Raw genomic sequence first — 21,773 nt, forward strand, 5'->3', positions numbered from 1 at the left:
CTTTTGGACAATTCCCGCACTTCAGTGCGGATGGATTGACCCCGATTCTCTCCCCGGGGTAAGGAGAAACGCTATTCTACACTAAAATCGGCGCAATGACCAGCGCGACAACGCTCATGAGCTTAATCAGAATGTTGAGGGATGGACCGGCTGTATCCTTGAAGGGATCGCCAACGGTGTCACCGACAACGGAGGCCTTATGGGCGTCACTGCCCTTACCTCCAAATGCTCCGCCCTCGATATGTTTCTTGGCGTTATCCCAGGCACCGCCGCTATTGGCCATGAAGATGGCAAGAACTACCCCCGATGCGGTCACTCCGGCAAGGAGTCCACCCAGGGCCCGGACATCATAGAGGCCCACGATGACCGGGGTGAGAATGGCCAGAAGGCCGGGAAGCACCATTTCACGAATGGCGGCGCCGGTGGAAATGTCCACACAGGTTGCAAATTCGGCTTCCGCTTTTCCTTCCATGAGTCCGGGGATTTCTTTGAACTGGCGGCGGACTTCTTCAATCATCGATCCGGCCGCCCGCCCCACTGCTTTCATGGCCATGGAAGAGAAGAGGAAGGGGAGCATGGCTCCTACCATCAGGCCGGCCATGATTGTGGGATCCAGAAGGTTCAGGCCCGTGTCGTGCAGGCCCACTTTGGTCGTATAGGCCGTGTACAGTGCCAGGGCTGTCAGTGCAGCGGAGCCAATCGCAAATCCCTTTCCAATGGCTGCAGTTGTATTTCCCACAGCGTCCAGCTTGTCGGTCCGCTTGCGGACTTCGGGGCCAAGTTTGGACATTTCTGCTATTCCGCCGGCATTGTCGGCAACAGGGCCATAGGCATCCACAGCGAGCTGAATTCCCGTCGTCGACAGCATGCCCAGAGCTGAAATGGCGATTCCATATAATCCTGCAACTTTATAGGCAACGATAATGGTCCCGGCAATGGCAAGCACAGGGAGAGCTGTGGATCTCATTCCCGTCGCCAGACCCGAGATAATATTTGTCGCAGCTCCGGTTGTTGAATCCTTAGCGATATTTTGTGCGGGTTTTCTTGCTTCCGCGGTGTAGTACTCGGTGACGAGCCCGATAAAGATCCCGCAGGCCAGCCCGACCAGGGTCGCAATGAAAAGAGCTGTGGTGTGCGTGGGAAGAAGCCAGCGGATAATGAAGTACGAAAGGATGGCCATGCCGATGCCGGCACCGAAGGTTCCGGTATTCAGAGCGGTCTGAGGGTTGCCGCCTTCCCGGGTTCGAACGAAAAAGGTACCCAGGATTGAAACGATGATTCCGACCGCTGCAAGAACCAGAGGCAGGACAAGGGCCGGAAGGATTTCACCCGTGACAAAGGTGCTGGCGAGAACCATCGAGCCAATAATGGAACCGACGTAAGATTCAAAAAGGTCAGCCCCCATTCCGGCAACATCTCCCACATTGTCGCCGACGTTGTCGGCAATCACGGCAGGGTTGCGGGGATCGTCTTCCGGAATGCCGGCTTCGACCTTTCCTACAAGGTCGGCACCGACGTCTGCGGCCTTTGTATAAATACCGCCGCCAACCCTGGCAAAGAGCGCAATAGAGGAGGCACCCAGACTGAACCCTGCCATAACGGACAGAAACCGTTCAAGATCCTGATCGAAAGGGAAGATCTTGCGATAGACAATAAATAGAACACCAAGACCTAATACTCCCAGGCCTACAACCATCATACCCATGACCGTTCCGCCGGAAAACGCGACCTGAAGCGCTCCGGAAAGACCTTCACGGGCCTTGTTCGCGGTACGGACATTAGCCGATGTAGCCACCCGCATCCCAAAGAAACCCGCGGTGGCACTGCAGGCCGCTCCAATAAGAAAGGACAGAGCAACCAGAGGATGGCTGTTAGGTGTGTGCAGATTCGTCACGGCCAGAAGGATGGAGACAACGATGACAAAGATAATCAGTACGCTGTATTCCCTCCGCAGAAAGGCCATGGCTCCCGACCGGATATGGCCAGCAATCTTGACCATGGTTTCCGTTCCGGGATCCTGTTTTTCGATCCAGTAAGACTTAAAGAGTGCAAAGACAATGGAGAGGACCCCGGCGACGGGGATTAGATAGATGACGGCCTCAAGGTTCACTGTCTTCCTCCTTCGTTCGTGTATTCACGACGGCCATGGCTGCATCCAATCCGCGGTTGATGACCTCTTCCACGGAATCGGCACCCCGACCTAACATGGTTTCAACTATTTCCCGCTCACTCTTCCGAAAATCTGAAAGAACCCATTCGGCAAGATCCAGATATGTCGGGGAACTTCCGATTCCCATGCGAAGCCTGGGAATTCTATCCGAATCAAGAACTTCAATGATGTCGTTCAGCCCGTTATGCCCGCCACTGGACCCCTGCTTCCTGAGTCGGAGGGACCCGAGGGGAAGAGCCGCGTCATCCAGAATGACGAGGACATCTTCCAGGGAAAGATTCAGGTCATGTAGCATCATGGACACAGGGAGACCACTCCGATTCATGAAAAGCTGGGGCTTCATGAGAACAACCTCGACCCCATCTCGTATTCCCTTGCCCGTCAGTGCATTCCAGCGGGCGTTTCTCACGGAGACCCCCCAGCGTTCGGCCAGGTGATCCACAACCCTGAATCCAACATTGTGCCGGTTGTGTTCGTACGCGGCTCCAGGGTTTCCCAGACCGATGACGGCAAACAACTAGTCTTCTTCTTCCTCTTTCTTGCCCCTGGCGATGAGCTCGGGTTCGGCCTTTTCCTCTTCTTCCACTACCTCGGCTTCATCCGCTGCGGATACCTTTGGCGCACTTACGCGGACGATGAGGTTATGTGCTGCGTCCAGAACCTTGACATCCTCACCCATATCCAGATCTTCCACGCTGATATGGTCATTGATATTCAACTTTGAGATATCCACCATGATTTTGGGTGGAATCTTAGATGGAAGACATTCGACGTTGAGGCTTCTCTGCGCGAAATCCAGAAAACCTCCCACCTTGGTTCCCGGGGCGATTCCCTGGAGCTCAATCGGTATGGTTACGTGGATTGACTGGCCGTAAACCACCCGAATGAAATCGATGTGCATGAGGGTGTGATGGACAGGGTCGATCTGGAATTCATGAATCATGACGGGTTCCGCTTTCTTGGAACCCTCAATCGACAGATTGATAATGATATTGGTGTCCTTGTGCCGAACCATCGAGATGATATCGTCATGGTCCACGGTCAGGGGCACCGGGTCCTTGCCGGCACCGTATAGCACGGCGGGAAGAAGCCCCGTGCGCCGGATTTTCTTGGCGTATTCCTTTCCCCGTCCCTCGCGGGGTTTTGCGTTGATGGTGATTTCCGATGATGGCATGAGTCATTCCTCCTTGGATTTACACGAAAAGTGAACTGACGGAATCATCTTCATGAATCCGTCGTATGGCTTCGCCCAGCAGCGGGGCGATCGATAGTACCTTGAGTTTACTGCATCCGGAAATTTTCTCTTCCGTGGGCATGGTATTCGTTGTGAAGATCTCGGAAATGGAGGAGGCATTGATTCGTTCAATGGCCGGACCTGATAGAACAGGATGTGTGCATCCGGCAAACACCTCCGCCGCTCCCTTCTCCATCAAAGTTTCCACCGTTTTAATCAGCGTTCCGGCTGTGTCAATGATGTCATCCACGATCAGAGCGGTCCGATCCTGGACGTCACCGATGATGTGCATGACTTCCGACTGGTTTGGACCGGTACGGCGTTTGTCAATGATAGCCAGCTGGGCCTGGAGTCGTGAGGCGAAATAACGAGCCCGCTCCACGCCTCCCGCATCGGGTGAGACAACGGTGAGATTCTGAAAATTTCGTTGCCGGAACGCATCCAGAAGAACAGGGGAAGCAAAGAGATGGTCGACGGGTACGTCAAAAAAGCCCTGGATCTGGGGTGCGTGGAGATCCATCGTGAGAACCCGCTCCGATCCCGCCGTGTGCAGGAGGTCCGCAATCAGTTTGCTCGTAATCGGCACCCGGGGCCGATCTTTCCGATCCTGGCGGGCATACCCGAAGTAGGGGATCACGGCCGTCGTCCTCTGAGCGGAACTGCGCTTGAATGCATCAAGCATGATCAGGAGTTCCATGATGTTCTTGTTCGTGGGCTCACTTGTGGGCTGGATAACAAAAACATCCGCTCCCCGGACGTTCTCCTGGATCTGACAGTAGGTTTCCCCGTCAGAGAAGTCCCGCAGCTCCATCCGGCCGGGATCGATCCCCAGATAGGCACAGATCTCCTTCATGAGGGATGGATGTGCACGTCCTGAAAATATCTTTAACGGTCCCTGCATAGCTCCTGGCTGGGGCGGGAGGATTCGAACCTCCGGATGCGGGCTCCAAAGGCCCGTGCCTTACCGCTTGGCGACGCCCCAGTTAATCCTCAATTAGTAAGGAGGCGTCATCCACCTCTTGTGTCATTGCCCGCGCCTCGATGAGTTCTCCCGTGACCTTCTCATACTCCGAAAAAATGAGATTTTCAATTTCCGTCCGCATATCACGGTTGATCGGGTGCGCAATGTCTTTATACTGTCCGTTCCGCTTTCGCTTGGAGGGCATGGATACAAAAAATCCATCCTTGCCCTGGATGATTTTGATATCACTTACCAGGAAACAGTTGTCAAACACAATGGATGCAAACCCCTTGAGCTTGGTATCCTCAACGGGGTACACACGCACCTGGGTGATTTCCATAAACTCCTCCTGAGAATCCCCGTCCGGGGGGAAGCGGTTTAATGGACGGGCTCTACTATAGAGATTTGTCCCCGTTTTGTCAATTTCTGCGTGCATTTTTCGAGGGAGGACGGGGGATAGACGGCCCAGAAGGAACTCCCGCTTCCCGTCATCAGGAGCATGTCCGGACGGTCTTCTTCAAGGACGGCGTAAAACTCCTTCAATTCCGGGGCTACACGGAGGGCGGCCCGATAGAGATCGTTGCGCAGAGGAAAGATGTCATTTCCTTCCAAAAAATTATGGAGAGCCGGGTCTTCCGGTTCCATGGTCCCGGGATGGAGTCCAAGGGCGCGATAGACCGCAGGGGTGGAAAGGGCAAGGGGAGGGGTGAAGATCACGAATGGACCCTGAAGAGGCGGATGATCCAGATAGGTAAGGCTCTCGCCTCTCCCGCGGGCCAGGGCCGAACCTCCCTTGAGAAAAAAGGGTACATCCGAACCCAGTCGGGATCCAAGGTCCATGAGAGAAGTTTCATCGAGACCACAGGACCATATCTGATTCAGTTGCCGCAGGGCCGCAGCGGCGTCGCTGGATCCACCGCCAAGCCCCCCGCCCATGGGAATTTTCTTTTCGATATCAATCCGTATTCCCTTTCTGTGGGCGGCATAAGGCTGAATCAACCGGGCCGCCTTGAAGACCAGGTTATCCTCTTCGTCTACACCCGGGCAAAAAACCCGCAGGACCGGCCACTCCTGTTCATGGAATACCAGGGTGTCCGCAAGGGAGATTTCCTGGAAGAGGGAGTAAATTTCATGATACCCGTCCGGTCGAAGACCTCTTACCTGAAGAAAGAGGTTGATCTTGGCCCGTGCCTGTACGGACACCGGTTTCATGGGTTTCAGAATGTACGGATAGTGTTGATCAACGATCGATCAGTTCTGTGGCAGGCCTGGATGCCGGTGTGTCAGGGGTGATGGGGGGGGAATCCTTGAGATCTTCCCGGATGATAAGGTCAAGGAAGAGTTCCCGTACACCCGGTTTTCCCCTCAATCGGAAGACTTCCCGGATTTCGGAAGGCTTAAGGCGAATGCCGGTCATCATCTTGAGGTACTGGCTGAAAACTCTCGCCCGGGAACTGAAGCTCACGACGAGGATGACCAGGAGGACAAATGTAAAAGCAAGCATGTAGACAAGTTTTGGATCCATGGTTTCTCCTTACGGCCGGGAGCCTGATCTACCCTGCCGTGGATAGTCTAACCCGAGGCGCATCTGTTGGCAAATTTCAGCAGGGGCCGGGTCCATTGACCCCCCTTATCCGGGTGATATAATGGCCATACCGCACATCTGCAAAGGAGGGAAGCGTGGATTTTAACCTGACCGAGGAACAGAGAGCGATCCGGGATGCTGTCCGGGATATGGCCGAAAAGGAGATCCGTCCGAAAATCATGGAGTGGGACAATCCCGGCGTTTTTCACCATGAAGTCATTCCAACTATGGCGGAGCTGGGTCTTTTTGGAATTCTCTTTCCTGAGTCCTTCGGAGGTGCGGGGCTGGGATACGTTGAATACGTGCTCATCCTGGAAGAGCTTGCCCGTGTGGATCCATCCGTGGCGCTTACGATTGCGGCCCACAACTCTCTCTGTACAAATCATATCTACCTGTTCGGCACCGATGAGCAGAAGAACCAATATCTTCCGGACCTGGTATCCGGAAAGCACATCGGAGCCTGGGCTCTCACGGAACCCGGATCCGGTTCGGACAGCGCCGGGATGAGAACCGTTGCCGTGAGGGACGGGGATTCCTGGATCCTGAATGGGAGTAAAAATTTCATAACCCATGCCAGTGTTGGCAAGATTGCCGTTGTCCTGGCTGTGACCCGCCCGGAGGATCACCACCACGGGATATCCGCCTTTATCGTGGATCTGGATGAGCCCGGCGTCATAAGAGGGAAGAAGGAGGACAAGCTGGGTATGCGGTCCTCCGATACGAGCCAGCTCCACTTTGAGGACTGCAGAATTCCGGCGGACCGCCTTCTGGGAAATGAAAACAAGGGCTTCCAGTCCGCCATGGCTGTCCTGGACGGGGGAAGAATTTCCATCGCTTCTCTGGCCGTTGGGCTGGCCCGCGGATCCTTCGAGCACGCATTAAAATACTCCCAGGAAAGAAAACAGTTTAATCAGCCAATTTTTGAATTCCAGGCCGTTCATTTCCCCATTGCGGATATGGCGACACAGATTGAGGCGGCTCATCTTCTGACCATGCAGGCCGCCTGTCTGAAAGATGAGGGGAAGCGCACGACCCTTGAATCTTCGATGGCCAAGCTTTACGCCGGAGATGTGGGGGTCTGGGTGACAGAAAAGGCTGTACAGATCTTTGGAGGCTACGGGTTTATCAAGGACTACCCCGTGGAAAAATACTTCCGGGATGTCAAGCTCTGCACGATCGGGGAAGGTACGGCGGAAATCCAGAGAATGGTCATTGCCCGCCAGCTGCAAAAGGAGCTCGGCTGATTCCGTGGTTGCGTACTCTCCGTTTGTTGCCCGAATGCTCGAAGGAGATATCCGCTCCCTCGGTCGTGTCATCACCGCGATCGAAAATGGAACCCCCGATGGGTATGCCTATCTGCGTGAACTCTATCCCCTGGGAGGAAAGAGCCAGGTCGTAGGGATCACCGGTCCTCCGGGAGCCGGGAAAAGCACGATTGTCGATTGCTTTGCCCGTTCTCTCAGGAAACGCGGAAAGAGGGTGGGGATTGTCGCTGTGGATCCGACCAGCCCCTTCAGCGGTGGTGCCCTGCTGGGAGATCGGATTCGCATGCAGCGGCTTTACACCGATCCCGGCATCTTTATTCGCAGTATGGCCACACGCGGTTCGACCGGGGGGCTGGCACAAACCAGCCTCGATGTCGTGGATGCAATGAGTGCAGCCAGCTTCGACGTGATCCTGGTGGAGACGATCGGGATCGGCCAGGATGAAGTCGATGTAATACGGGCTGTCGATACCGTTATCGTTGTACTGGTTCCCGGTCTCGGGGACGATATCCAGGCCCTCAAGGCCGGAATGATGGAAATCGGCGATATCTTTGTCGTCAACAAGGCGGATCGTGAAGGTGTGAATCGAACCGTTCTCGAAATCCAGGGAATGCTGGAAATGGGAGGAGAGAGGCCATGGATACCCCCAATTCTCCAGACTGTAGCCTCGCGGGATGAAGGGATGGAAGAAGTTCTATCCGCCATTTCCACCCATGCCGACTTTTTATCTCAAACCTCAGCCGGGGAAGAAAGGTGCAGGGCCCAGGCGGAATTCAGGCTGACCAGGAGCCTTGCTTCCCGATTTACCCAGCGATACCGGGAACGTCTCGCGTCAGAATCACGCTGGGACGGAGCCGTAGAAAAGATCTGCCAGAGGGAACAGGATCCTCATAGTCTCGTGGATACCCTGCTGAAGGAGGTTCTATGATTGATCACATCGGTGTGGCCGTCCGGGATGCAAAGCAGGCGCTTGCAACCTATGAGGCGCTCGGATTCGTGGTGGAAGGAGAAGAGGATGTTGTCTCCCAGGGTGTCCATGTGGTCTTTATCCAGATGGGGAATACCCATGTCGAGCTTCTGCAGCCTCTGAACGACGAATCTCCGATCGCCAGGTTTCTCGTGAAACGGGGGGAAGGCCTTCACCATATCTGCATTCGCGTAGATTCAGTCCGCAGTGCCATGGAGAGCCTGCGAAGCATAGGAAAGAGACTGATCTATGATGAACCGGTGGCCGGAGCCGGTGGCCGAATGACAAATTTTGTCCATCCGGCTGATAACTCCGGGGTTCTTACGGAGATTCAGGAGAGCCATGCTTCGGGAAACTAGTCTCGTTATTGTCAGTCTCCACTCACCCAAGGAACAGGTGTGGGGAGTTGTGGAAAGCCTGTCCACCATGGGAGTTATTCTCCGCGCCATCAACATCAACTCCTTTGAGGACTGGGCTCGGCAGGTAGCGAGGGGGGAAGAAATAACCATCGGACTGGTTTCGACCTTTTTCCCGATGCATCGAATTGAAAAAATTTTTGCCGATGAAGATATCGGCGCCGTGAAATCCTATGCTACCCAGTTTCAAGAACTTGTGGGGATGTCGATTGAGGCCTACCTTGAAAGTCAGCGTCCTGAGTCCGGCTTTACTCATTAGCCTGCTACTCATGTCCGGTTGGACCGGTGCGGCGGAGTTCTCGGACCCACTGGACCATCTCGTGCCCTTCCCCCTTCCCCCCGAAGCGGTCTTTCAGGAGGATCTTTCGTCCAGGATCGAAACCATTTTTTCAGGACTCCATCCGGAAGATGGATCATCACCCCGGAAAGTTGCGGCCTACACGATATCCTGGAGCCGCGCAAAGGTGGAAGAGTGGTATTCTTCTGCTTTCCCGGTCCATTTCCGTCCGATCGTTCATGACCTGAAGGAAATTCTAACGAGGGTGAAGCCCGATTCTCCCGCACTGACTCATCTTCGTGAATTCGAAATGAAAGGAGTTGCGGATGGGGGTCTTTCCCTGTTTGAGCCCTACTATGATTTTTCCAAGGAGAGATGGATGGAAAACACGCTGATCCTGATTTTGCGATGAAGGTATTTCTGGCATCTGCAAGCCCACGGCGGAGAGATATTCTGAGGAATCTCGGATTTGAAGTGATGGTTTGCCCTGCACACGTCGATGAGTCCCCTTTCCTCGGTGAATCACCGATTGAGCACGTTCTCAGGCTGGCAAAGGATAAGGTGAGCAGTCTGGATACCGTTCCGTTGGGAACAATTGGCCTGGGAGCTGATACCGTCGTAACCCTGGGAAATTCCATTCTTGGAAAACCGTCCACACAGGACGAGGCCATCGACATGCTCCGACGCCTTTCCGGCCAGTGGCATCGTGTTGTCACCGGTCTGGCCCTGCGCACCTCGGACCATTTCTATGAATCGTATGCAGTTACGGATGTTTTTTTCAGCCCCATGTCTGAAACTGAAATCTCCTGGTATGTCAGTACCCGGGAACCGATGGACAAGGCGGGCGCCTATGGGATTCAGGGTTTTGCCAGCCTCTTTATCCGGGAAGTACATGGGAGTGCTTCCAACGTGATCGGACTTCCCGTCCACGTTCTCTATAGCTTAATCAAGGAGGCGGGACTTCAGGAAGCCTATTTCCGCAGACCTCCCGAACAAGGAGCATGATTCGAGTCTGGCACTCCTTTCTTGGATTTCTCTGCGTCTCCCTGGGCGGGACTCACATCATCCTGACCTCCCGGTTTGACACACAGACACTAAGGCTTCGAACCTGGGCACGAAGGCTCCTGAATTGGGGAGGCATCCACTGGGATATTGAGGGCATCGAACATCTTGAGAACAGTCCTCCCGCCATTCTCGTATCCAACCATGCAAGCAGTCTGGATATCCCCCTTCTCCTTGCCGCAGTTCCCCGAACATTCCGGATGGTGGCTAAGAAGGAACTGCTGAGTGTTCCCTTTATCGGCTGGGTCATCCGGAGAGCGGGATTCATTCCCATTCAGCGGTACAGCAGAGAAGAGGCTCTTGAGGCCCTGAAAGAAATCAGGGGCTACATTGAGTCGGGTGTCGATTTCTACCTTGCCGCGGAGGGGACGCGAACGAGAACGGGCGACCTTCTTCCGTTCAAAAAGGGTCCCTTTGTCCTCGCCATCGAGCTGGGAATCCCCGTGATCCCCATCACGCTTCACGGAACGTTTCACGCACTCCCGAAGGGAACATTTCTCCCGAGATCAGATCGTACGCTGCTGGTTCGGATCCATGCCCCCCTTTCCACTGAAGGAATGACCTACGACGATCGCGACCGGCTTCGAGATCAGGCCCGAGAGGTCATCCTCAAGGACTATCAGGATGAATCGCGCGCTTCGTGAAGCACTGTTTACCCGAATTCTGGGTGCCCCGCGACCCCGGGAAGGGGCGGAGGCCCCGGGCCTTGCCCGGACGTTGGCTTCCGTTCCCTATGAAAACCTGTCCAAGTTTATCTCATGGGTTGAATCGGGGATGGAAAATCCGGTTTTCCGTTTTCCGGACCAGGTTGTGGAGGAGTACCTCCGCCTTGGACTGGGCGGGACCTGCTTCAGCCTGACGGAAACCGCCTCCGACATTCTCACCGATCTCGACATTCCTTCTCTTGCCATGACCGGAACAATGGCGGCAGGGCCCGATATCCATGCGGCTCTCTATATCCCCGGCGAAGAGGGGGTGGGCTGGCTGCTGGATCCGGGCTATCTCCTTCCAGAACCCCTTCCTGTGAATGACTCCGTTCCAACGGAGACTCTGGCCGCCGGAAAACGGTACACGATCGACCCTGTAGAGGGAGATTTTAATGTCTCCATCAACGGAAAGTGGAAGATGAGGCTTCACCGGACCGGGGCATCCCGTGAGCGCTTTCTGTCAGCCTGGAAGCATTCCTTTTCCGCCATGAAGGACCTCATTATCACAATGAGACAGGATCAGGACATCCATTACATGCGAAACGGCTTTTACCGCAGGACCGCGCCCGATGGAAAGAACCAGCATCGCATCCGAAGGGATGAGCTGGAGGCCGTTATGGCCCACTTCGGGCTCCCGAAGGATATCGCAGCCCGTGCCTTTGACCTCTACCAGGAGACCCACCCATGGAAGCGTCCCTTCCGGAACCGGTAAAGTTCTTCATCGCGATCCTGCTGGGAAAGGAAGCCTTGATAGAGGAGGTTGAAGCCGGAATTCAAAGGGCGGTCGGGGAGACTGATTATCGTTCTCCGGAGTTTCCCTTTGAACATACGGATTACTATGAAGAGGAAATGGGGGCGGGCCTTCGCCGCGTCTTTCTCTCTCTGCACGGCCTTCGGTCGCCGGCAGATCTGGTGGATATGAAATGGAAATGTTCTGAATTGGAGAATGAATGGCGGCAGGAAGGAAATCGCCTCATCAACCTCGATCCCGGATTTCTGGATGCCACCAAGGTGGTCCTGGCTTCCTTTAAACCGGGAGGGTGGAAGATTTTCCTGGATCGAGGTGTGTACGCCGACATGACCCTGTACTATGCCAAGGGATCGTTTATCCGGTTCGGGTGGACCTTCCCCGATTTCCGGACCGGCACGTACGACAGGGTTCTCCTTCACATCCGCCGGTCGTTTAAGGAACAGAGAAAAAATCGTTGAACTTAAGCAGTGGCTTCAGAGGGTCAGTCATTTGGATGAATGAGGATCTTTCCATTACCTCCAGGTCTGAGTGTACAGTTGTTTGTTAATACGATCCCCGATTGTCCGACAGAAGCATTCCCCTGCGCCGAGATTAAAATTTCCACCCAGGATTGATCGAACGAACTGTAGGTTGAATAGGGAGCCAGAAGAAGTTCTGAGGCGTCTGTCGCAAAGTCAAAGCTCGCCCACCCTTCTTCAAAGGGTGAATTCAAAAGATTAACCAGTAAGTATCGTCCTGTCATGACCGGTACTTCATGCCCGACGGGCACAGGCGGGGTTCGATTTCCGCTTTGAGAGAGGACAATACTGCTTGTTACTGAATTGGCCTCTTCATCCCAAAATTCGACCGATGGATCTGGTAACTTAAATTCAAGAGTGCCCAGGTAATCAAACATCGTGCTGTGACATTCCGGGTATTGAGTGTCATCAAACGTCCATGGGCCTCCAATCCAGTTATGGGATCTCCAGAAGAGGATCCATGTATCGGCTTCCAGTTCATTACTGTTCAGGAATCTCATTCCCCATTGCAGAGGGAGAGGTTCCCGCCGATCGCGACATGTCATTCCACCCCAGACCGTGTACTTCCCGTAAAACGATGCAAGGGGAACCTGCTCCCAGTCCGAATCATCCTTAAGAATGCCATAGTATCCCTGAACAATTTCCGGGATCGCCGATCCTCCATTTTCCGATCCCATTCCCAAGGCTTCAATGTGGACTGCTGTCATCCCGTAGGATTCGTAACTATTCGGGTGGATGAGAAAATAGTCCCCCATGAGGGTGTTGGAATATCCGATGGGGGTAAGGGCTTGAGACGGATCAAAAGTTGCGGATTGGGATATGTCGATCAGAGGTTTGTAATATGCCAGCATCCCCGTGGGGAGAGGGAGGGTGGAATACATGCCGCCCGGATAGCCGCCAACACAGGTCGTGGCCTGGTCGACTGTCATATATCCGACGTAGTTTCGGGTAGGAAAATCGTAAGAACACTCGGAAAGCATATATTGAATTCGAGTAAGATCCTCCTCAGGGATCGTCATCCGGCATGCAGTATCACAGTTCCCATTGCATGCACCCTGAAGCAGGTAGCGATACTCCTCCTGGTACGGATGGCCTGCCCAGTAAGCATTGTCATCAGGATCCTGGTTGAAATATTGCCCATCTCCGTCACAGTCGATCCACCCATCCACGATCTCCTCACCATCAAATGTACAGCCGTTGGCAAAGATTATTCCGTACTCAAGAATGTCTTTCATGGAGAGAGTCGCTACGTCATATCCGGTCAGGTAGAGGTTGAATGCGTAAACTGGAACTCCATCTACGTTCCAGATCGTGGTGTGGGCGACAGTGGATTCCGGGCCGGTGTTTGTGATGGAAATCAGGGTATTCCTGAAATGATAGGGCTCCGCTCCGTAAGGATCAACCTCAAAATAGGGAAAAAGCAGAGTGGCTGCTCTGGAAGGCGACAATTCACATGGGCCCCCGGTACCCGGCAAGGGAGGTGGGGGGATGGACTGGGGAAAGAGAGAAAAGGATATTATCGTGACAAGAAAGAAAAGAGCCCAGCGTTCCATGTTTGCCCCCTTTGCCGAAATCATTATACCAGTCAATCCAGCCTTTAATTCAGGTCGTTCCAGAAAAATGGCCCCCTTTCGGGGGCCGGTATATTTGAGTTCGTCTGGTCCCGACGATTACAATCTCACCCGTACCTTTGTGTCATCGGCATCCACCTGGACGGAAGTACCGTGCATCGCTCCGAGGAGCCGTCCTGCTGTCACGCCGTCCATCTTCTTCCAGTCCCAACGCTTAAGGGTTTTTACCAGGGGGGTGATCGGCATGGAACCCCGGACAAGGGCATCCTCCGCGTCCACGTTCCAGATCAGCCGGTTCCCCTCCTTCTGAATCAGGACCTTTGCGTCGGGGCTCTCCACGGAAACCAGGGTGCAGTCGGGGCATTCCGCCAGGGCTTCCAGGGTCTTGATGGCGACTTCCTTCTGGGCCTGGACTTCCGCGGGCAGCTCGGCGTCGATGTCTATGTCGGGGGTGAAGAGGAGGGCTCCTCGAACCAGGGTGAAGGGAACGGGGAAGGCCATCTTGATCAGATTTCCATCATCCACCGTCTGAATACTCACCCACCCCCAGTCCAACATGGTTGTTGTCATCACCGCACCGGCAAAGAGGGAAAGGGCGATGACCGGCAGCGTAGAAACCCCGCGTTTCCGCATGGTTATTCAATCCAGACGCGAACGTCTGCCTCGCTGGAGTTGACCGTCACGATTTCCCCGGTTCCCACCTTCTCCAGAGCGCTCAGCATGGCCTTGACATCCAGTTCGTTGGTTTCTGTGACCTGAATGACATCCAGGAGCTCGGTGGGGAGGGTCACTTTCACCGTCTCAGGCTTTTCTCCACTCGTTTCTTTCACGTCAATGTAGATCGTTCCGCCCTTTTTGGAGATCAGGACATTCGCTTCTTTGTCTTCCACCTTCACATACTCTCCGTCTGGGGAAGCCTTGATCTCCTTCAGGAGGGCCGCCAGGTCTATGTCGGTATCGTCCAGGTGCATCTTGACCATTCCACGGTCAAACTCTTCGGTCTTGACGCTGGTCAGGGCCGTGAGGATCAGGGACATCGGCACGTGAACTTTTACCTTGGTTCCCTCCACGTGTTCATTGACGTCAACATTGAGCCACTTCACCTTCCCATCCCCGGCAACCAGGAAGGCCGCGGCAAGGAATGTAACCAGCAGGGTCATCATGATTTTCTTGGACATTGTTAACCTCCTCAGGTCGTTTCATCCGGGATAACGGAAACGACTGGAAAAGGTTCCCCATCTGGTTGGAGGAAGTGCGGAATAGAAAAAATCTGGGAAAGTTAGGGCGTTCCTGTCAGAAAAAGTAACCTGGTTCAGGGCAGGATGGGATTAACCTCCCAGATATTTTTCGCGTACTCCTGGATCGATCGGTCGGAGGAAAAGATGCCCGATCGGGCCACGTTCAGGATGGCCATCTTCGCCCATCGGTCCCGGTCCCTGTAAGCCTCCGCGACCGATGCCTGGCAGCGTACATAGTCTTCATAATCCGCCAGGACAAAGAACCGGTCGTTCGGGTTCAGAAGGGTCTGGGTGATGGGTTTAAAGAGATCCCGGTCCCCGGGGGAATAGTATCCGCCCGTAAGCTGGTCAAGGATCTTCTGCAGTTCCGGAGTCCGGGCTGAAATGCCGGCTGGGTCGTAGTGACCCCGCAGGGCAAAGGTTTCATCCGCCTTCATGCCGAAGAGAAAGAAATTCTCTTCTCCCACCTGTTCGCGGATCTCGACGTTGGCGCCGTCCAGGGTTCCGATCGTCAGGGAACCGTTCATCGTGAATTTCATATTCCCCGTGCCGGAAGCTTCGAATCCTGCGGTGGAGATCTGTTCCGACAGTTCCGCCGCGGGAATAATGATCTGGGCGGCGGAGACACTGTAATTGGGAACGAAGCAGACTTTCAGCTTATCTTTCATCCGGGGGTGAGCATCAATCACTGCGGCGACGGAATGGATTAACTTGATGATCAGTTTGCAGATCGCGTACCCGGGTGCCGTCTTCCCGGAAAAGAGAACAGTGCGGGGGAGGAAATTCTCTCCTTCCGTTCCATCGACGATCCGGTTGTAGAGGGTCAGAACATGGAGAATGTTGAGCAGCTGGCGTTTGTACTCGTGGAACCGCTTGACCTGGCAGTCCAGGAAGAGGGAGGGATTTGCGCGTACCTTTAACTTTTCATCCATGCATTGGACAAGACGTTCTTTGTTCCGGGTCTTCGCTTCCATGAAACGGTTGCGGAAATCCGGGTCATCGGCCAGGGGTTCAAGATCCCGGAGCTTTTCTGCATGGTCGACCCAGCTGTCTCCCAGCCTGTCACAGAGGAGACGGGACAGGGAAGGGTTAGCCTCCAGAATCCAGCGCCGGGGCGTGACCCCGTTGGTCACGTTCGTAAACTTGTCCGGCCACATTTCGGAAAAATCGTGAAACACGGTTTTTTTCAAAATGTCCGAGTGAAGGGCGGAGACGCCGTTGACCTTTCGGGAGCCGACGATGGCCAGGCGTGCCATGTGAATGGTTCCCTGGGGCTGGCGCGTGACAATCGCCATGGAGTCGGTCTTTTTCGATTCCTCTGGAAAGCGGTAGGCCACCTGAATGAGGAATCGTCGGTCGATCTCCTGGATGATCTGGTAGTGGCGGGGAAGGAGCGATCCGATAATCTCCTCCGGCCACGTCTCCAGGGCCTCGGGAAGTATCGTGTGGTTGGTATAGGAGAAGGTTCTTGTCGTGATATTCCAGGCGTCGTCCCAGTCGATTCCGTGGTCGTCCACCAGGATGCGCATCAATTCGGGTATGGCGATACTGGGGTGGGTGTCGTTGAGCTGAATCGCCACCTTGTCCGGGAGGCGGCTGAAGTCCTGGCTCCCCTTCAGAAATCGCCGGATAATATCCTGCAGGGTGGCAGAGGAGAAGAAGTATTGCTGTTTCAGGCGCAGTTCCTTCCCGGCCAGGCTGGTGTCGTTGGGGTAGAGCACCTTGGAGATGCTTTCCGACCGGTCCTTTTCGGCCATGGCCCGGACGTAATCTCCGCTGTTAAAGTAGTCGAGATCGAATTCACGGGTGGACTTTGCAGACCACAGCCTGAGCGTGTTGACGACGCCGTTCCGGTACCCGGGTACCGGGTAATCGTAGGCCATGGCCATGACGTTATCGGTGTCCACCAGTTCCATGCGCTTCCGTCCATCCCCGCCGGTCACCGCGTTAACCCGCCCGTGGTAGCGGACCATGTAGAGCACGCTGGGGCGTGGAAATTCCCAGGGGATTCCGTACCGAAGCCAGTTGTCCGGTGTCTCCACCTGGTAGCCGTCCCGGATCCGCTGGAAAAAGATGCCGTATTCGTAACGGATTCCGTAGCCGTATCCCGGAATTCCAAGGGTGGCCATCGAGTCGAGGAAACAGGCGGCCAGCCTTCCCAGGCCTCCGTGCCCAAGCCCGGCATCCCACTCCGTCGTTACGACGCTCTCCAGGTTGGTTTCCAGTACATCGGCGGCCTCGGAGAAGGCATCCTCCATGCCAAGGTTGAGGATGGTGTTCATCAAAAGGCGGCCGAGCAGGAACTCCAGGGAGAGGTAGTAGACCCGCTTGGTGTCTCGGTCGTAGTAGCGCTGTTGCGTCTCGATCCATTTTTTCGTGACGTAATCCCTCGCGGTCAGGGCAGTCGTGATATATCGGTCCCGCTTTGTGGCCGAGAAGTGATCCTTGGCGAGGGAGTGCCAGAGGTGATGCTTGAGATGCGATCGAAGATCTTCTTCGTTATAATCCCAGATCATGATAATAGTACCCCTTCCATCATTCAGTGCAAACCCTATCTTACCACCACCCGGGTTCTCCAAGGAGGTATGATGACACCCATGACAAAAGCAACCCTGTTTCTCACGGCCATGCTTGGATGTTTCTGTTTACTCTCCTGCGGTACAACCGATATCGACCCCTCCACCCTGGCGGCGCGCGGCTGTACCTGCCAGAAAGGGTGTACCCTTCAATTCGCCGAAGTGGCTACGGACAAGGTAAGCGGAACGGTCACCGGTCCTGCAGGAGAACCCGCTGTCAATGTCTGCGTCACACTTGGATCCTATCTCAACAGTGAGATCTACTACCTTGCCCGAACCAATGATAAGGGAGTCTTCACCTTTTCCCGTGTCCAGGAGGGCGCCTTTTATCTTACGGTCTATATCCCCGACCAGTGCTGTATTGCGGGGTTTGTCGAAGTGAGGAAAGGCCCCACCGTGCCGCTGGAGCTGGGCCTGAATTAAGAATGCTTCGATGACCGCGACTCCGGGTGCCCGCACATTTACCAGGTATTTCATGGGGGTGATTTTGCTGATGGCAGTTTTCTGCCTCGCCGGACAGAAAACTCCGGAAAGGCCTGAGACCTGGGCTGTACCGCTCGAAATGGAAGGAGTGCCCAATTTTCATCAAGTTTCCGATACCCTTTACCGCAGTGCCCAGCCCACGGCCGAGGGAATGGCCGGCCTTTACGCCATGGGGATTCGCACCGTCGTGAACCTTCGATCCTACCACTCCGACCGGGACGAGATCGGCAATATGAATCTTGGGTATGAACACCTGACCATGAAGGCCTGGCACCCGGAGGAGGAAGAAATCATCCGGTTCCTGGAAATCGTTATGGATCCGAAAAAAGCGCCTGTTTTAGTTCACTGCCAGCATGGGGCGGACAGAACGGGTACTATGGTGGCCGCCTACCGCGTGGTGATCCAGGGGTGGACGAAGGAAGAAGCGATCCGGGAAATGATCGAGGGGGGATATGGATACCACTCAGTGTGGAAGAACCTGCCCCATTGGATCCGCCGCCTCGATGTGCAAAAGATCAAAGAGAAGCTGGGGATGGGGGATCGGGGGGGAAGACGGTAGACGGTAGATAGTACCCTCCAGATCTGCGATCTTCCGGGCATCCATTCGGCCAACTGAGATATTTCATAGACATCTCAGGTCACATGGATAGATAGTAGATAGTAGAAAAACAAAAACACAGTACCCTCAAGATCTGGCGATCTTTCGAGTATCCATTCGGCGAGCCGAGAGTCTACGATGACCTCTCGGGCCTCATGGATAGATAGTAGTCAGTAGACGGTAGTTAGTAGAAAAGAAAAAAACCGTGGACTATACCCTTCCGTCACAATCAAACCCGTGACGGAGGGCATCCATTCGGCTAGTTGAGATGCACAGCCCTCGGCTAAAGCAAGCGATGATCAGGAGATGGCCCGGGCGATGAGAAACGCCGCACCGGCAGCAAGGGCGCCGACGATGACGGTCTGCCAAGCACTTCGAAAGGGCCGTGCTATGGTGAATCGTCCCTTAATATAACCGAAGACCATCAGGGCTGCCAGGGTTACCACAATGGATAGCGTGAGTGCATGGCTCATACTTGTGAAGACCAGGTAGGGGCTGAGTGGAATCAGGCCGCCCACGATATAGGATATGGCGATGGTCAGAGCACTGGAGCGTGCCCGGCCTGGATCCGGTTCCTCGAGACCCAGCTCAAAACGCATCATGAAATCCACCCAGCGTTGAGGGTCAGCCCGCAGTCCGGCGACTACCCTGGCGCTCTGGTCCGGTGCCAGGCCGTAGGAACCGAGAATCTCGGCCACCTCCTCGGCTTCCACCTCGGGTACCTCTTCCACTTCTCGCATTTCCCGGTCGCGTTCAGAGCGGAAGTGTTCGGCATCTGTCCGTGCGGCCAGGTAGCCTCCAAGTCCCATGGCAATGGAGCCTGCAGCGATCTCTGCCATTCCGGCGGTGACCACCAGGGATGTCGAACCCACTGCCCCGGAAAGACCTGCGGCGAGTGCGAAAGGCACGGTCAACCCGTCAGACATCCCGATGACAATGTCGCGCACAGTTTCGGACGCCGTAAAATGCTGCTCACGATGTTCTGCCGTTTTCATGTCTACCTCCTGCCGCAGGTTTACGTCGCTCGACGTGGCGCGGTGTCCGGATCAAGATAGGGAATTTTGATTCCCGCTTCTGAACGCATCATCTCTAGTTTAGTGCCGAAATAACGTCTTCTGCATGCGAACGGTAGCGAGGGCACGATACCGGTTTCAATCCTCATGGGTGCAGGTGAAGTCTGTCGTCTTGCTGCCGGACGATGGGCTTTCGTCGGAAGTTCCCGAATCTGCTGACTCGGTGATCGCCCTGTCCATCGCTTTGCGTGCCGTATGTACGATAAGAGCCAGAGCCGCGATGGAGAGGATCAGGCCGCCGAAAACCACTGCGTCGTGCAGGTAAGCGACCGACCCTCTGCGGACCGCAATGGTGGCGACATCCTTCCCGGCATATCCGAAATAGACCTCCACCGCCTGGTGGGGCAAAAAGGCAAGGCTGGCGAGCAGAAAGCCAGGGAATCGGACGCCGGTCGCCCCAAGCAGATAGTTGAGCGTGGCGGGATTCAATGGCGTCAAACGGATCAGGGTTTGTAGGCGGAGTTCGTTTTGCATGACGGCACAACGGATGGCCGCGAGGCTGGGTCGAGCTGCGAGCATGTTGTCGATCCGTTTACGAAAGATCCGTCGGGAGAGAAAGAATTGAACCGTGGCAGCTGCCAGTCCTGCCATTACGACCACAAGAAGGCCCTCCGTCATACCAAACAGTGCGCCTGCCATAATTGACAACACGGTCTCGGGTATGAAGACAGAGGTCGCAGCCACAAAGACTCCGATGAAGCCAAGTGTGGCCCAGGGGCCCAGACTTGTGATCCAGGCATCGATGACCCGAATGTGATGCCCCAGATCTTTTCCCAGAATAATCAGCACGGCGATGAAAAGAATCCCCATTCCTCCATAGAGAAAGAGTGTCCGCTTGGAGGAACGCTTGAGGAACTGTGTATTTTCTCTTTCCGCGGGTTTCCGCTGCTGGATCATCGACAGTACTTAACGCGCGAAAGGATGATTTTTCTAATCTGCTTCCCTTTGAATTTCACGGGCTTATTATAACAACGAGATCCGGGGGCAAGCCGAATCTGCACCAGATTGGTGATTCTCAAAGGACGACGACACCAAAAGTCTCATGGATTATTTAACGGACGTGTCAACCTATTCCGAGGCAGAAAAGTGGACAAATTAAATGGGCACTACACTACTTAAGAATTCATCACAGACTAATAATTTCTCACCGCCCAATACGTTAGCTGAAAGTACATTTGCTCAGATATCCTATTCAATAACCGGAACGACGGACATTCAAAACTGTGTTCGGATCGAACTGCGCAATCCGGGATATATTTTTGAGGTACTTAAAGACTATGGTGACCCGGACACAAATCCCTATGATGTTACTTCGCTATATTCCGGAATTGGGACCTATTCATTACGTGTGACAGAGAAGAATAATTGTGGAGGGACCTTGTCGTCAGTATCTCTATCGGAAATTGAAATGTACGTTGAAAATATTACAGATAACTGTGATTTATGGGGATCGTCTTGCGGGAGTTTGCCTGCGGAATGTTCCCCGGGATTTATACAAAATGATGCACTGCTCTGGTCTATAGGAACCTCTGATACACTTGTTTGGGCTCCAGCGGGAGCCGCTTCCAGTTATCGAATCTATCGCGGTGTCCGAGATGATCTTCCGAAATTATTGACGACTGAGGTGGATTCTTGTTTGCGATACGAAGGATCGGAGCTGTGGCTGGAAGGTTTGTCTGAAAATCCCTCTGACCAGAGTGAACCATTTTATTGGTATTTAGTAACGGGTCTTAACGATCTGGGAGAGGGGCCAGCCGGGACGTCATATTTGGGTGCCAGAATAATGAATTATTCAACCAACTGCCCTTGAAGGATATGCACCCGGATTGAGAGCTGCCTAGCAGTGAAAATTCAATAACTCTGGATCTTTATATTTCAACCGACTATGGTAGTTGTGAGTCAAATTGAGGGCTATGATCCGCAAGGATAAAATCCCAACTTGAGCGGCGGATAATAAGACCAGTATTGAAAAAGGACTCTCTTTGAAGGGGAATATACTGATGAGGGAGAAAATGACGGTTCTGGGAACAAAAAGACAACTGATTTAATTATAGGAGTATTCTCGATAGAACAAGCTGCTTGAAGCAGTAGTTTGCCGCTTTTTATGTTCACTTCTTGATCACTTCAAATAGTGTTGTTAATGTAACTTGGTGGAGGCTAAGCAACACGTTTCGCAACTTTTTCCTCAGCCAAACACCGGGCACAATTATATCATTGGAGGCTTGAGCAGGGGTGTTTGAGTTCTTCTCACATCAAGAACCGATTGATCAGTTTTGCATTAACCCTCTACTTTCAACATCGTGAAGATCTGTTCAGGGTGT

Annotated in this window: 25 protein-coding genes and 1 tRNA gene; 12 read left to right on the forward strand and 14 right to left on the reverse strand. The window is 54.1% G+C overall.

Translation table 11 applies throughout. The annotated features are described in order from the left end of the window. Positions 1 to 76: 76 nt before the first annotated feature. The 8 genes from PLD04_13310 to PLD04_13345 all read right to left on the reverse strand — a co-directional run bounded on the left by PLD04_13310 (position 77) and on the right by PLD04_13345 (position 5,890). Positions 77 to 2,110: a sodium-translocating pyrophosphatase gene (locus PLD04_13310; GenBank protein HXK69307.1), complete on the reverse strand. Its 2,034-nt coding sequence runs from the start codon at positions 2,108 to 2,110 to the stop codon at positions 77 to 79. Then, positions 2,100 to 2,687 carry an aminoacyl-tRNA hydrolase gene (pth, locus tag PLD04_13315; GenBank protein HXK69308.1) on the reverse strand — a complete coding sequence of 196 codons (588 nt, stop codon included), beginning with the start codon at positions 2,685 to 2,687 and terminating at the stop codon, positions 2,100 to 2,102. The genes PLD04_13310 and pth overlap by 11 nt, the downstream gene beginning before the upstream one ends. Further along, positions 2,688 to 3,344 (reverse strand): 50S ribosomal protein L25, encoded by a 657-nt coding sequence (locus PLD04_13320; GenBank protein HXK69309.1) that lies wholly within the window; start codon positions 3,342 to 3,344, stop codon positions 2,688 to 2,690. It lies immediately after the preceding gene. Between the two features lie 19 nt (positions 3,345 to 3,363). Beyond that, a complete protein-coding gene (locus PLD04_13325; protein HXK69310.1) occupies positions 3,364 to 4,305 on the reverse strand; it encodes a ribose-phosphate pyrophosphokinase in 942 nt (313 codons plus the stop codon). A gap of 6 nt (positions 4,306 to 4,311) precedes the next feature. Continuing rightward, positions 4,312 to 4,386, reverse strand: a tRNA-Gln gene (locus PLD04_13330). Position 4,387: 1 nt separating this feature from the next. Beyond that, positions 4,388 to 4,705, reverse strand: coding sequence for a septation regulator SpoVG (spoVG, locus tag PLD04_13335; GenBank protein HXK69311.1), 318 nt, complete (start codon positions 4,703 to 4,705; stop codon positions 4,388 to 4,390). A 38-nt stretch (positions 4,706 to 4,743) separates the two neighbouring features. After that, a complete protein-coding gene (gene ispE, locus PLD04_13340; protein ID HXK69312.1) occupies positions 4,744 to 5,577 on the reverse strand; it encodes a 4-(cytidine 5'-diphospho)-2-C-methyl-D-erythritol kinase in 834 nt (277 codons plus the stop codon). A 28-nt stretch (positions 5,578 to 5,605) separates the two neighbouring features. Next, a complete protein-coding gene (locus PLD04_13345; protein ID HXK69313.1) occupies positions 5,606 to 5,890 on the reverse strand; it encodes a hypothetical protein in 285 nt (94 codons plus the stop codon). A 155-nt stretch (positions 5,891 to 6,045) separates the two neighbouring features. Here PLD04_13345 and PLD04_13350 point away from each other — a divergent pair, with 155 nt between their 5' ends. The 9 genes from PLD04_13350 to PLD04_13390 are packed head-to-tail and all read left to right on the forward strand — an operon-like array spanning position 6,046 to position 11,853. Beyond that, positions 6,046 to 7,194, forward strand: a complete 1,149-nt coding sequence (locus tag PLD04_13350) for an acyl-CoA dehydrogenase family protein (GenBank protein ID HXK69314.1) — start codon at positions 6,046 to 6,048, stop codon at positions 7,192 to 7,194. Between the two features lie 4 nt (positions 7,195 to 7,198). Next, positions 7,199 to 8,143: a methylmalonyl Co-A mutase-associated GTPase MeaB gene (gene meaB, locus PLD04_13355; GenBank protein HXK69315.1), complete on the forward strand. Its 945-nt coding sequence runs from the start codon at positions 7,199 to 7,201 to the stop codon at positions 8,141 to 8,143. After that, positions 8,140 to 8,541, forward strand: a complete 402-nt coding sequence (gene mce, locus PLD04_13360) for a methylmalonyl-CoA epimerase (protein HXK69316.1) — start codon at positions 8,140 to 8,142, stop codon at positions 8,539 to 8,541. Before meaB ends, mce begins: the two co-directional genes overlap by 4 nt. After that, positions 8,525 to 8,857 carry a hypothetical protein gene (locus tag PLD04_13365; protein ID HXK69317.1) on the forward strand — a complete coding sequence of 111 codons (333 nt, stop codon included), beginning with the start codon at positions 8,525 to 8,527 and terminating at the stop codon, positions 8,855 to 8,857. Before mce ends, PLD04_13365 begins: the two co-directional genes overlap by 17 nt. A gap of 10 nt (positions 8,858 to 8,867) precedes the next feature. Then, on the forward strand, positions 8,868 to 9,287 hold the full coding sequence (locus PLD04_13370) for a hypothetical protein (GenBank protein HXK69318.1): 420 nt from the start codon (positions 8,868 to 8,870) through the stop codon (positions 9,285 to 9,287). Beyond that, on the forward strand, positions 9,251 to 9,880 hold the full coding sequence (locus PLD04_13375; protein HXK69319.1) for a Maf family protein: 630 nt from the start codon (positions 9,251 to 9,253) through the stop codon (positions 9,878 to 9,880). The genes PLD04_13370 and PLD04_13375 overlap by 37 nt, the downstream gene beginning before the upstream one ends. Next, positions 9,877 to 10,581: a lysophospholipid acyltransferase family protein gene (locus PLD04_13380; GenBank protein HXK69320.1), complete on the forward strand. Its 705-nt coding sequence runs from the start codon at positions 9,877 to 9,879 to the stop codon at positions 10,579 to 10,581. The genes PLD04_13375 and PLD04_13380 overlap by 4 nt, the downstream gene beginning before the upstream one ends. Further along, entirely contained in the window at positions 10,562 to 11,356 is a 795-nt protein-coding gene (locus tag PLD04_13385) for a hypothetical protein (protein HXK69321.1), read from the forward strand. The genes PLD04_13380 and PLD04_13385 overlap by 20 nt, the downstream gene beginning before the upstream one ends. Then, positions 11,329 to 11,853, forward strand: coding sequence for a DUF4416 family protein (locus PLD04_13390; protein HXK69322.1), 525 nt, complete (start codon positions 11,329 to 11,331; stop codon positions 11,851 to 11,853). Before PLD04_13385 ends, PLD04_13390 begins: the two co-directional genes overlap by 28 nt. A 23-nt stretch (positions 11,854 to 11,876) precedes the next feature. On the opposite strand, the gene PLD04_13395 is transcribed toward PLD04_13390, so the two are convergent. The 4 genes from PLD04_13395 to PLD04_13410 all read right to left on the reverse strand — a co-directional run bounded on the left by PLD04_13395 (position 11,877) and on the right by PLD04_13410 (position 17,238). After that, a complete protein-coding gene (locus tag PLD04_13395) occupies positions 11,877 to 13,466 on the reverse strand; it encodes a hypothetical protein (protein HXK69323.1) in 1,590 nt (529 codons plus the stop codon). A 117-nt stretch (positions 13,467 to 13,583) separates the two neighbouring features. Continuing rightward, on the reverse strand, positions 13,584 to 14,117 hold the full coding sequence (locus tag PLD04_13400) for a hypothetical protein (GenBank protein HXK69324.1): 534 nt from the start codon (positions 14,115 to 14,117) through the stop codon (positions 13,584 to 13,586). A 2-nt stretch (positions 14,118 to 14,119) separates the two neighbouring features. After that, complete coding sequence (locus PLD04_13405) at positions 14,120 to 14,662, reverse strand: hypothetical protein (protein HXK69325.1); 543 nt, start codon at positions 14,660 to 14,662, stop codon at positions 14,120 to 14,122. A 134-nt stretch (positions 14,663 to 14,796) separates the two neighbouring features. Further along, positions 14,797 to 17,238: a glycogen/starch/alpha-glucan phosphorylase gene (locus PLD04_13410; protein ID HXK69326.1), complete on the reverse strand. Its 2,442-nt coding sequence runs from the start codon at positions 17,236 to 17,238 to the stop codon at positions 14,797 to 14,799. Positions 17,239 to 17,319: 81 nt separating this feature from the next. Here PLD04_13410 and PLD04_13415 point away from each other — a divergent pair, with 81 nt between their 5' ends. Then, positions 17,320 to 17,721 carry a hypothetical protein gene (locus tag PLD04_13415; GenBank protein HXK69327.1) on the forward strand — a complete coding sequence of 134 codons (402 nt, stop codon included), beginning with the start codon at positions 17,320 to 17,322 and terminating at the stop codon, positions 17,719 to 17,721. Between the two features lie 10 nt (positions 17,722 to 17,731). Further along, a complete protein-coding gene (locus PLD04_13420) occupies positions 17,732 to 18,340 on the forward strand; it encodes a tyrosine-protein phosphatase (GenBank protein HXK69328.1) in 609 nt (202 codons plus the stop codon). A 338-nt stretch (positions 18,341 to 18,678) separates the two neighbouring features. On the opposite strand, the gene PLD04_13425 is transcribed toward PLD04_13420, so the two are convergent. Both PLD04_13425 and PLD04_13430 read right to left on the reverse strand, forming a co-directional pair. Further along, a complete protein-coding gene (locus PLD04_13425; protein HXK69329.1) occupies positions 18,679 to 19,374 on the reverse strand; it encodes a VIT1/CCC1 transporter family protein in 696 nt (231 codons plus the stop codon). A 156-nt stretch (positions 19,375 to 19,530) separates the two neighbouring features. Then, the gene (locus tag PLD04_13430) at positions 19,531 to 20,349 is read right to left on the reverse strand and encodes a VTT domain-containing protein (GenBank protein HXK69330.1); all 819 of its coding nucleotides are present in this window, start codon (positions 20,347 to 20,349) and stop codon (positions 19,531 to 19,533) included. A gap of 202 nt (positions 20,350 to 20,551) precedes the next feature. Between PLD04_13430 and PLD04_13435 the strand changes: the two genes are divergently transcribed. After that, positions 20,552 to 21,262, forward strand: coding sequence for a hypothetical protein (locus PLD04_13435; GenBank protein ID HXK69331.1), 711 nt, complete (start codon positions 20,552 to 20,554; stop codon positions 21,260 to 21,262). The last annotated feature ends 511 nt before the right edge of the window (positions 21,263 to 21,773 follow it).

The organism is Thermoanaerobaculia bacterium (genome assembly GCA_035593605.1).
GTDB lineage: Bacteria > Acidobacteriota > Thermoanaerobaculia > UBA2201 > DAOSWS01 > DAOSWS01.

Coding starts and splice junctions, on each gene's coding strand:
- PLD04_13370 (HXK69318.1), top strand. CDS start 8,868: ATGTCCGGTTGGACCGGTGCGGCGGAGTTCTCGGACCCACTGGACCAT.
- PLD04_13435 (HXK69331.1), top strand. CDS start 20,552: ATGGGCACTACACTACTTAAGAATTCATCACAGACTAATAATTTCTCA.
- PLD04_13320 (HXK69309.1), bottom strand. CDS start 3,344: ATGCCATCATCGGAAATCACCATCAACGCAAAACCCCGCGAGGGACGG.
- PLD04_13345 (HXK69313.1), bottom strand. CDS start 5,890: ATGGATCCAAAACTTGTCTACATGCTTGCTTTTACATTTGTCCTCCTG.
- PLD04_13425 (HXK69329.1), bottom strand. CDS start 19,374: ATGAAAACGGCAGAACATCGTGAGCAGCATTTTACGGCGTCCGAAACT.
- PLD04_13325 (HXK69310.1), bottom strand. CDS start 4,305: ATGCAGGGACCGTTAAAGATATTTTCAGGACGTGCACATCCATCCCTC.
- PLD04_13385 (HXK69321.1), top strand. CDS start 10,562: ATGAATCGCGCGCTTCGTGAAGCACTGTTTACCCGAATTCTGGGTGCC.
- PLD04_13415 (HXK69327.1), top strand. CDS start 17,320: ATGACAAAAGCAACCCTGTTTCTCACGGCCATGCTTGGATGTTTCTGT.
- PLD04_13390 (HXK69322.1), top strand. CDS start 11,329: ATGGAAGCGTCCCTTCCGGAACCGGTAAAGTTCTTCATCGCGATCCTG.
- PLD04_13430 (HXK69330.1), bottom strand. CDS start 20,349: ATGATCCAGCAGCGGAAACCCGCGGAAAGAGAAAATACACAGTTCCTC.
- PLD04_13380 (HXK69320.1), top strand. CDS start 9,877: ATGATTCGAGTCTGGCACTCCTTTCTTGGATTTCTCTGCGTCTCCCTG.
- PLD04_13395 (HXK69323.1), bottom strand. CDS start 13,466: ATGGAACGCTGGGCTCTTTTCTTTCTTGTCACGATAATATCCTTTTCT.
- mce (HXK69316.1), top strand. CDS start 8,140: ATGATTGATCACATCGGTGTGGCCGTCCGGGATGCAAAGCAGGCGCTT.
- spoVG (HXK69311.1), bottom strand. CDS start 4,705: ATGGAAATCACCCAGGTGCGTGTGTACCCCGTTGAGGATACCAAGCTC.
- PLD04_13405 (HXK69325.1), bottom strand. CDS start 14,662: ATGTCCAAGAAAATCATGATGACCCTGCTGGTTACATTCCTTGCCGCG.
- PLD04_13365 (HXK69317.1), top strand. CDS start 8,525: ATGCTTCGGGAAACTAGTCTCGTTATTGTCAGTCTCCACTCACCCAAG.
- PLD04_13410 (HXK69326.1), bottom strand. CDS start 17,238: ATGATCTGGGATTATAACGAAGAAGATCTTCGATCGCATCTCAAGCAT.
- PLD04_13400 (HXK69324.1), bottom strand. CDS start 14,117: ATGCGGAAACGCGGGGTTTCTACGCTGCCGGTCATCGCCCTTTCCCTC.
- ispE (HXK69312.1), bottom strand. CDS start 5,577: ATGAAACCGGTGTCCGTACAGGCACGGGCCAAGATCAACCTCTTTCTT.
- PLD04_13375 (HXK69319.1), top strand. CDS start 9,251: ATGGATGGAAAACACGCTGATCCTGATTTTGCGATGAAGGTATTTCTG.
- PLD04_13420 (HXK69328.1), top strand. CDS start 17,732: ATGACCGCGACTCCGGGTGCCCGCACATTTACCAGGTATTTCATGGGG.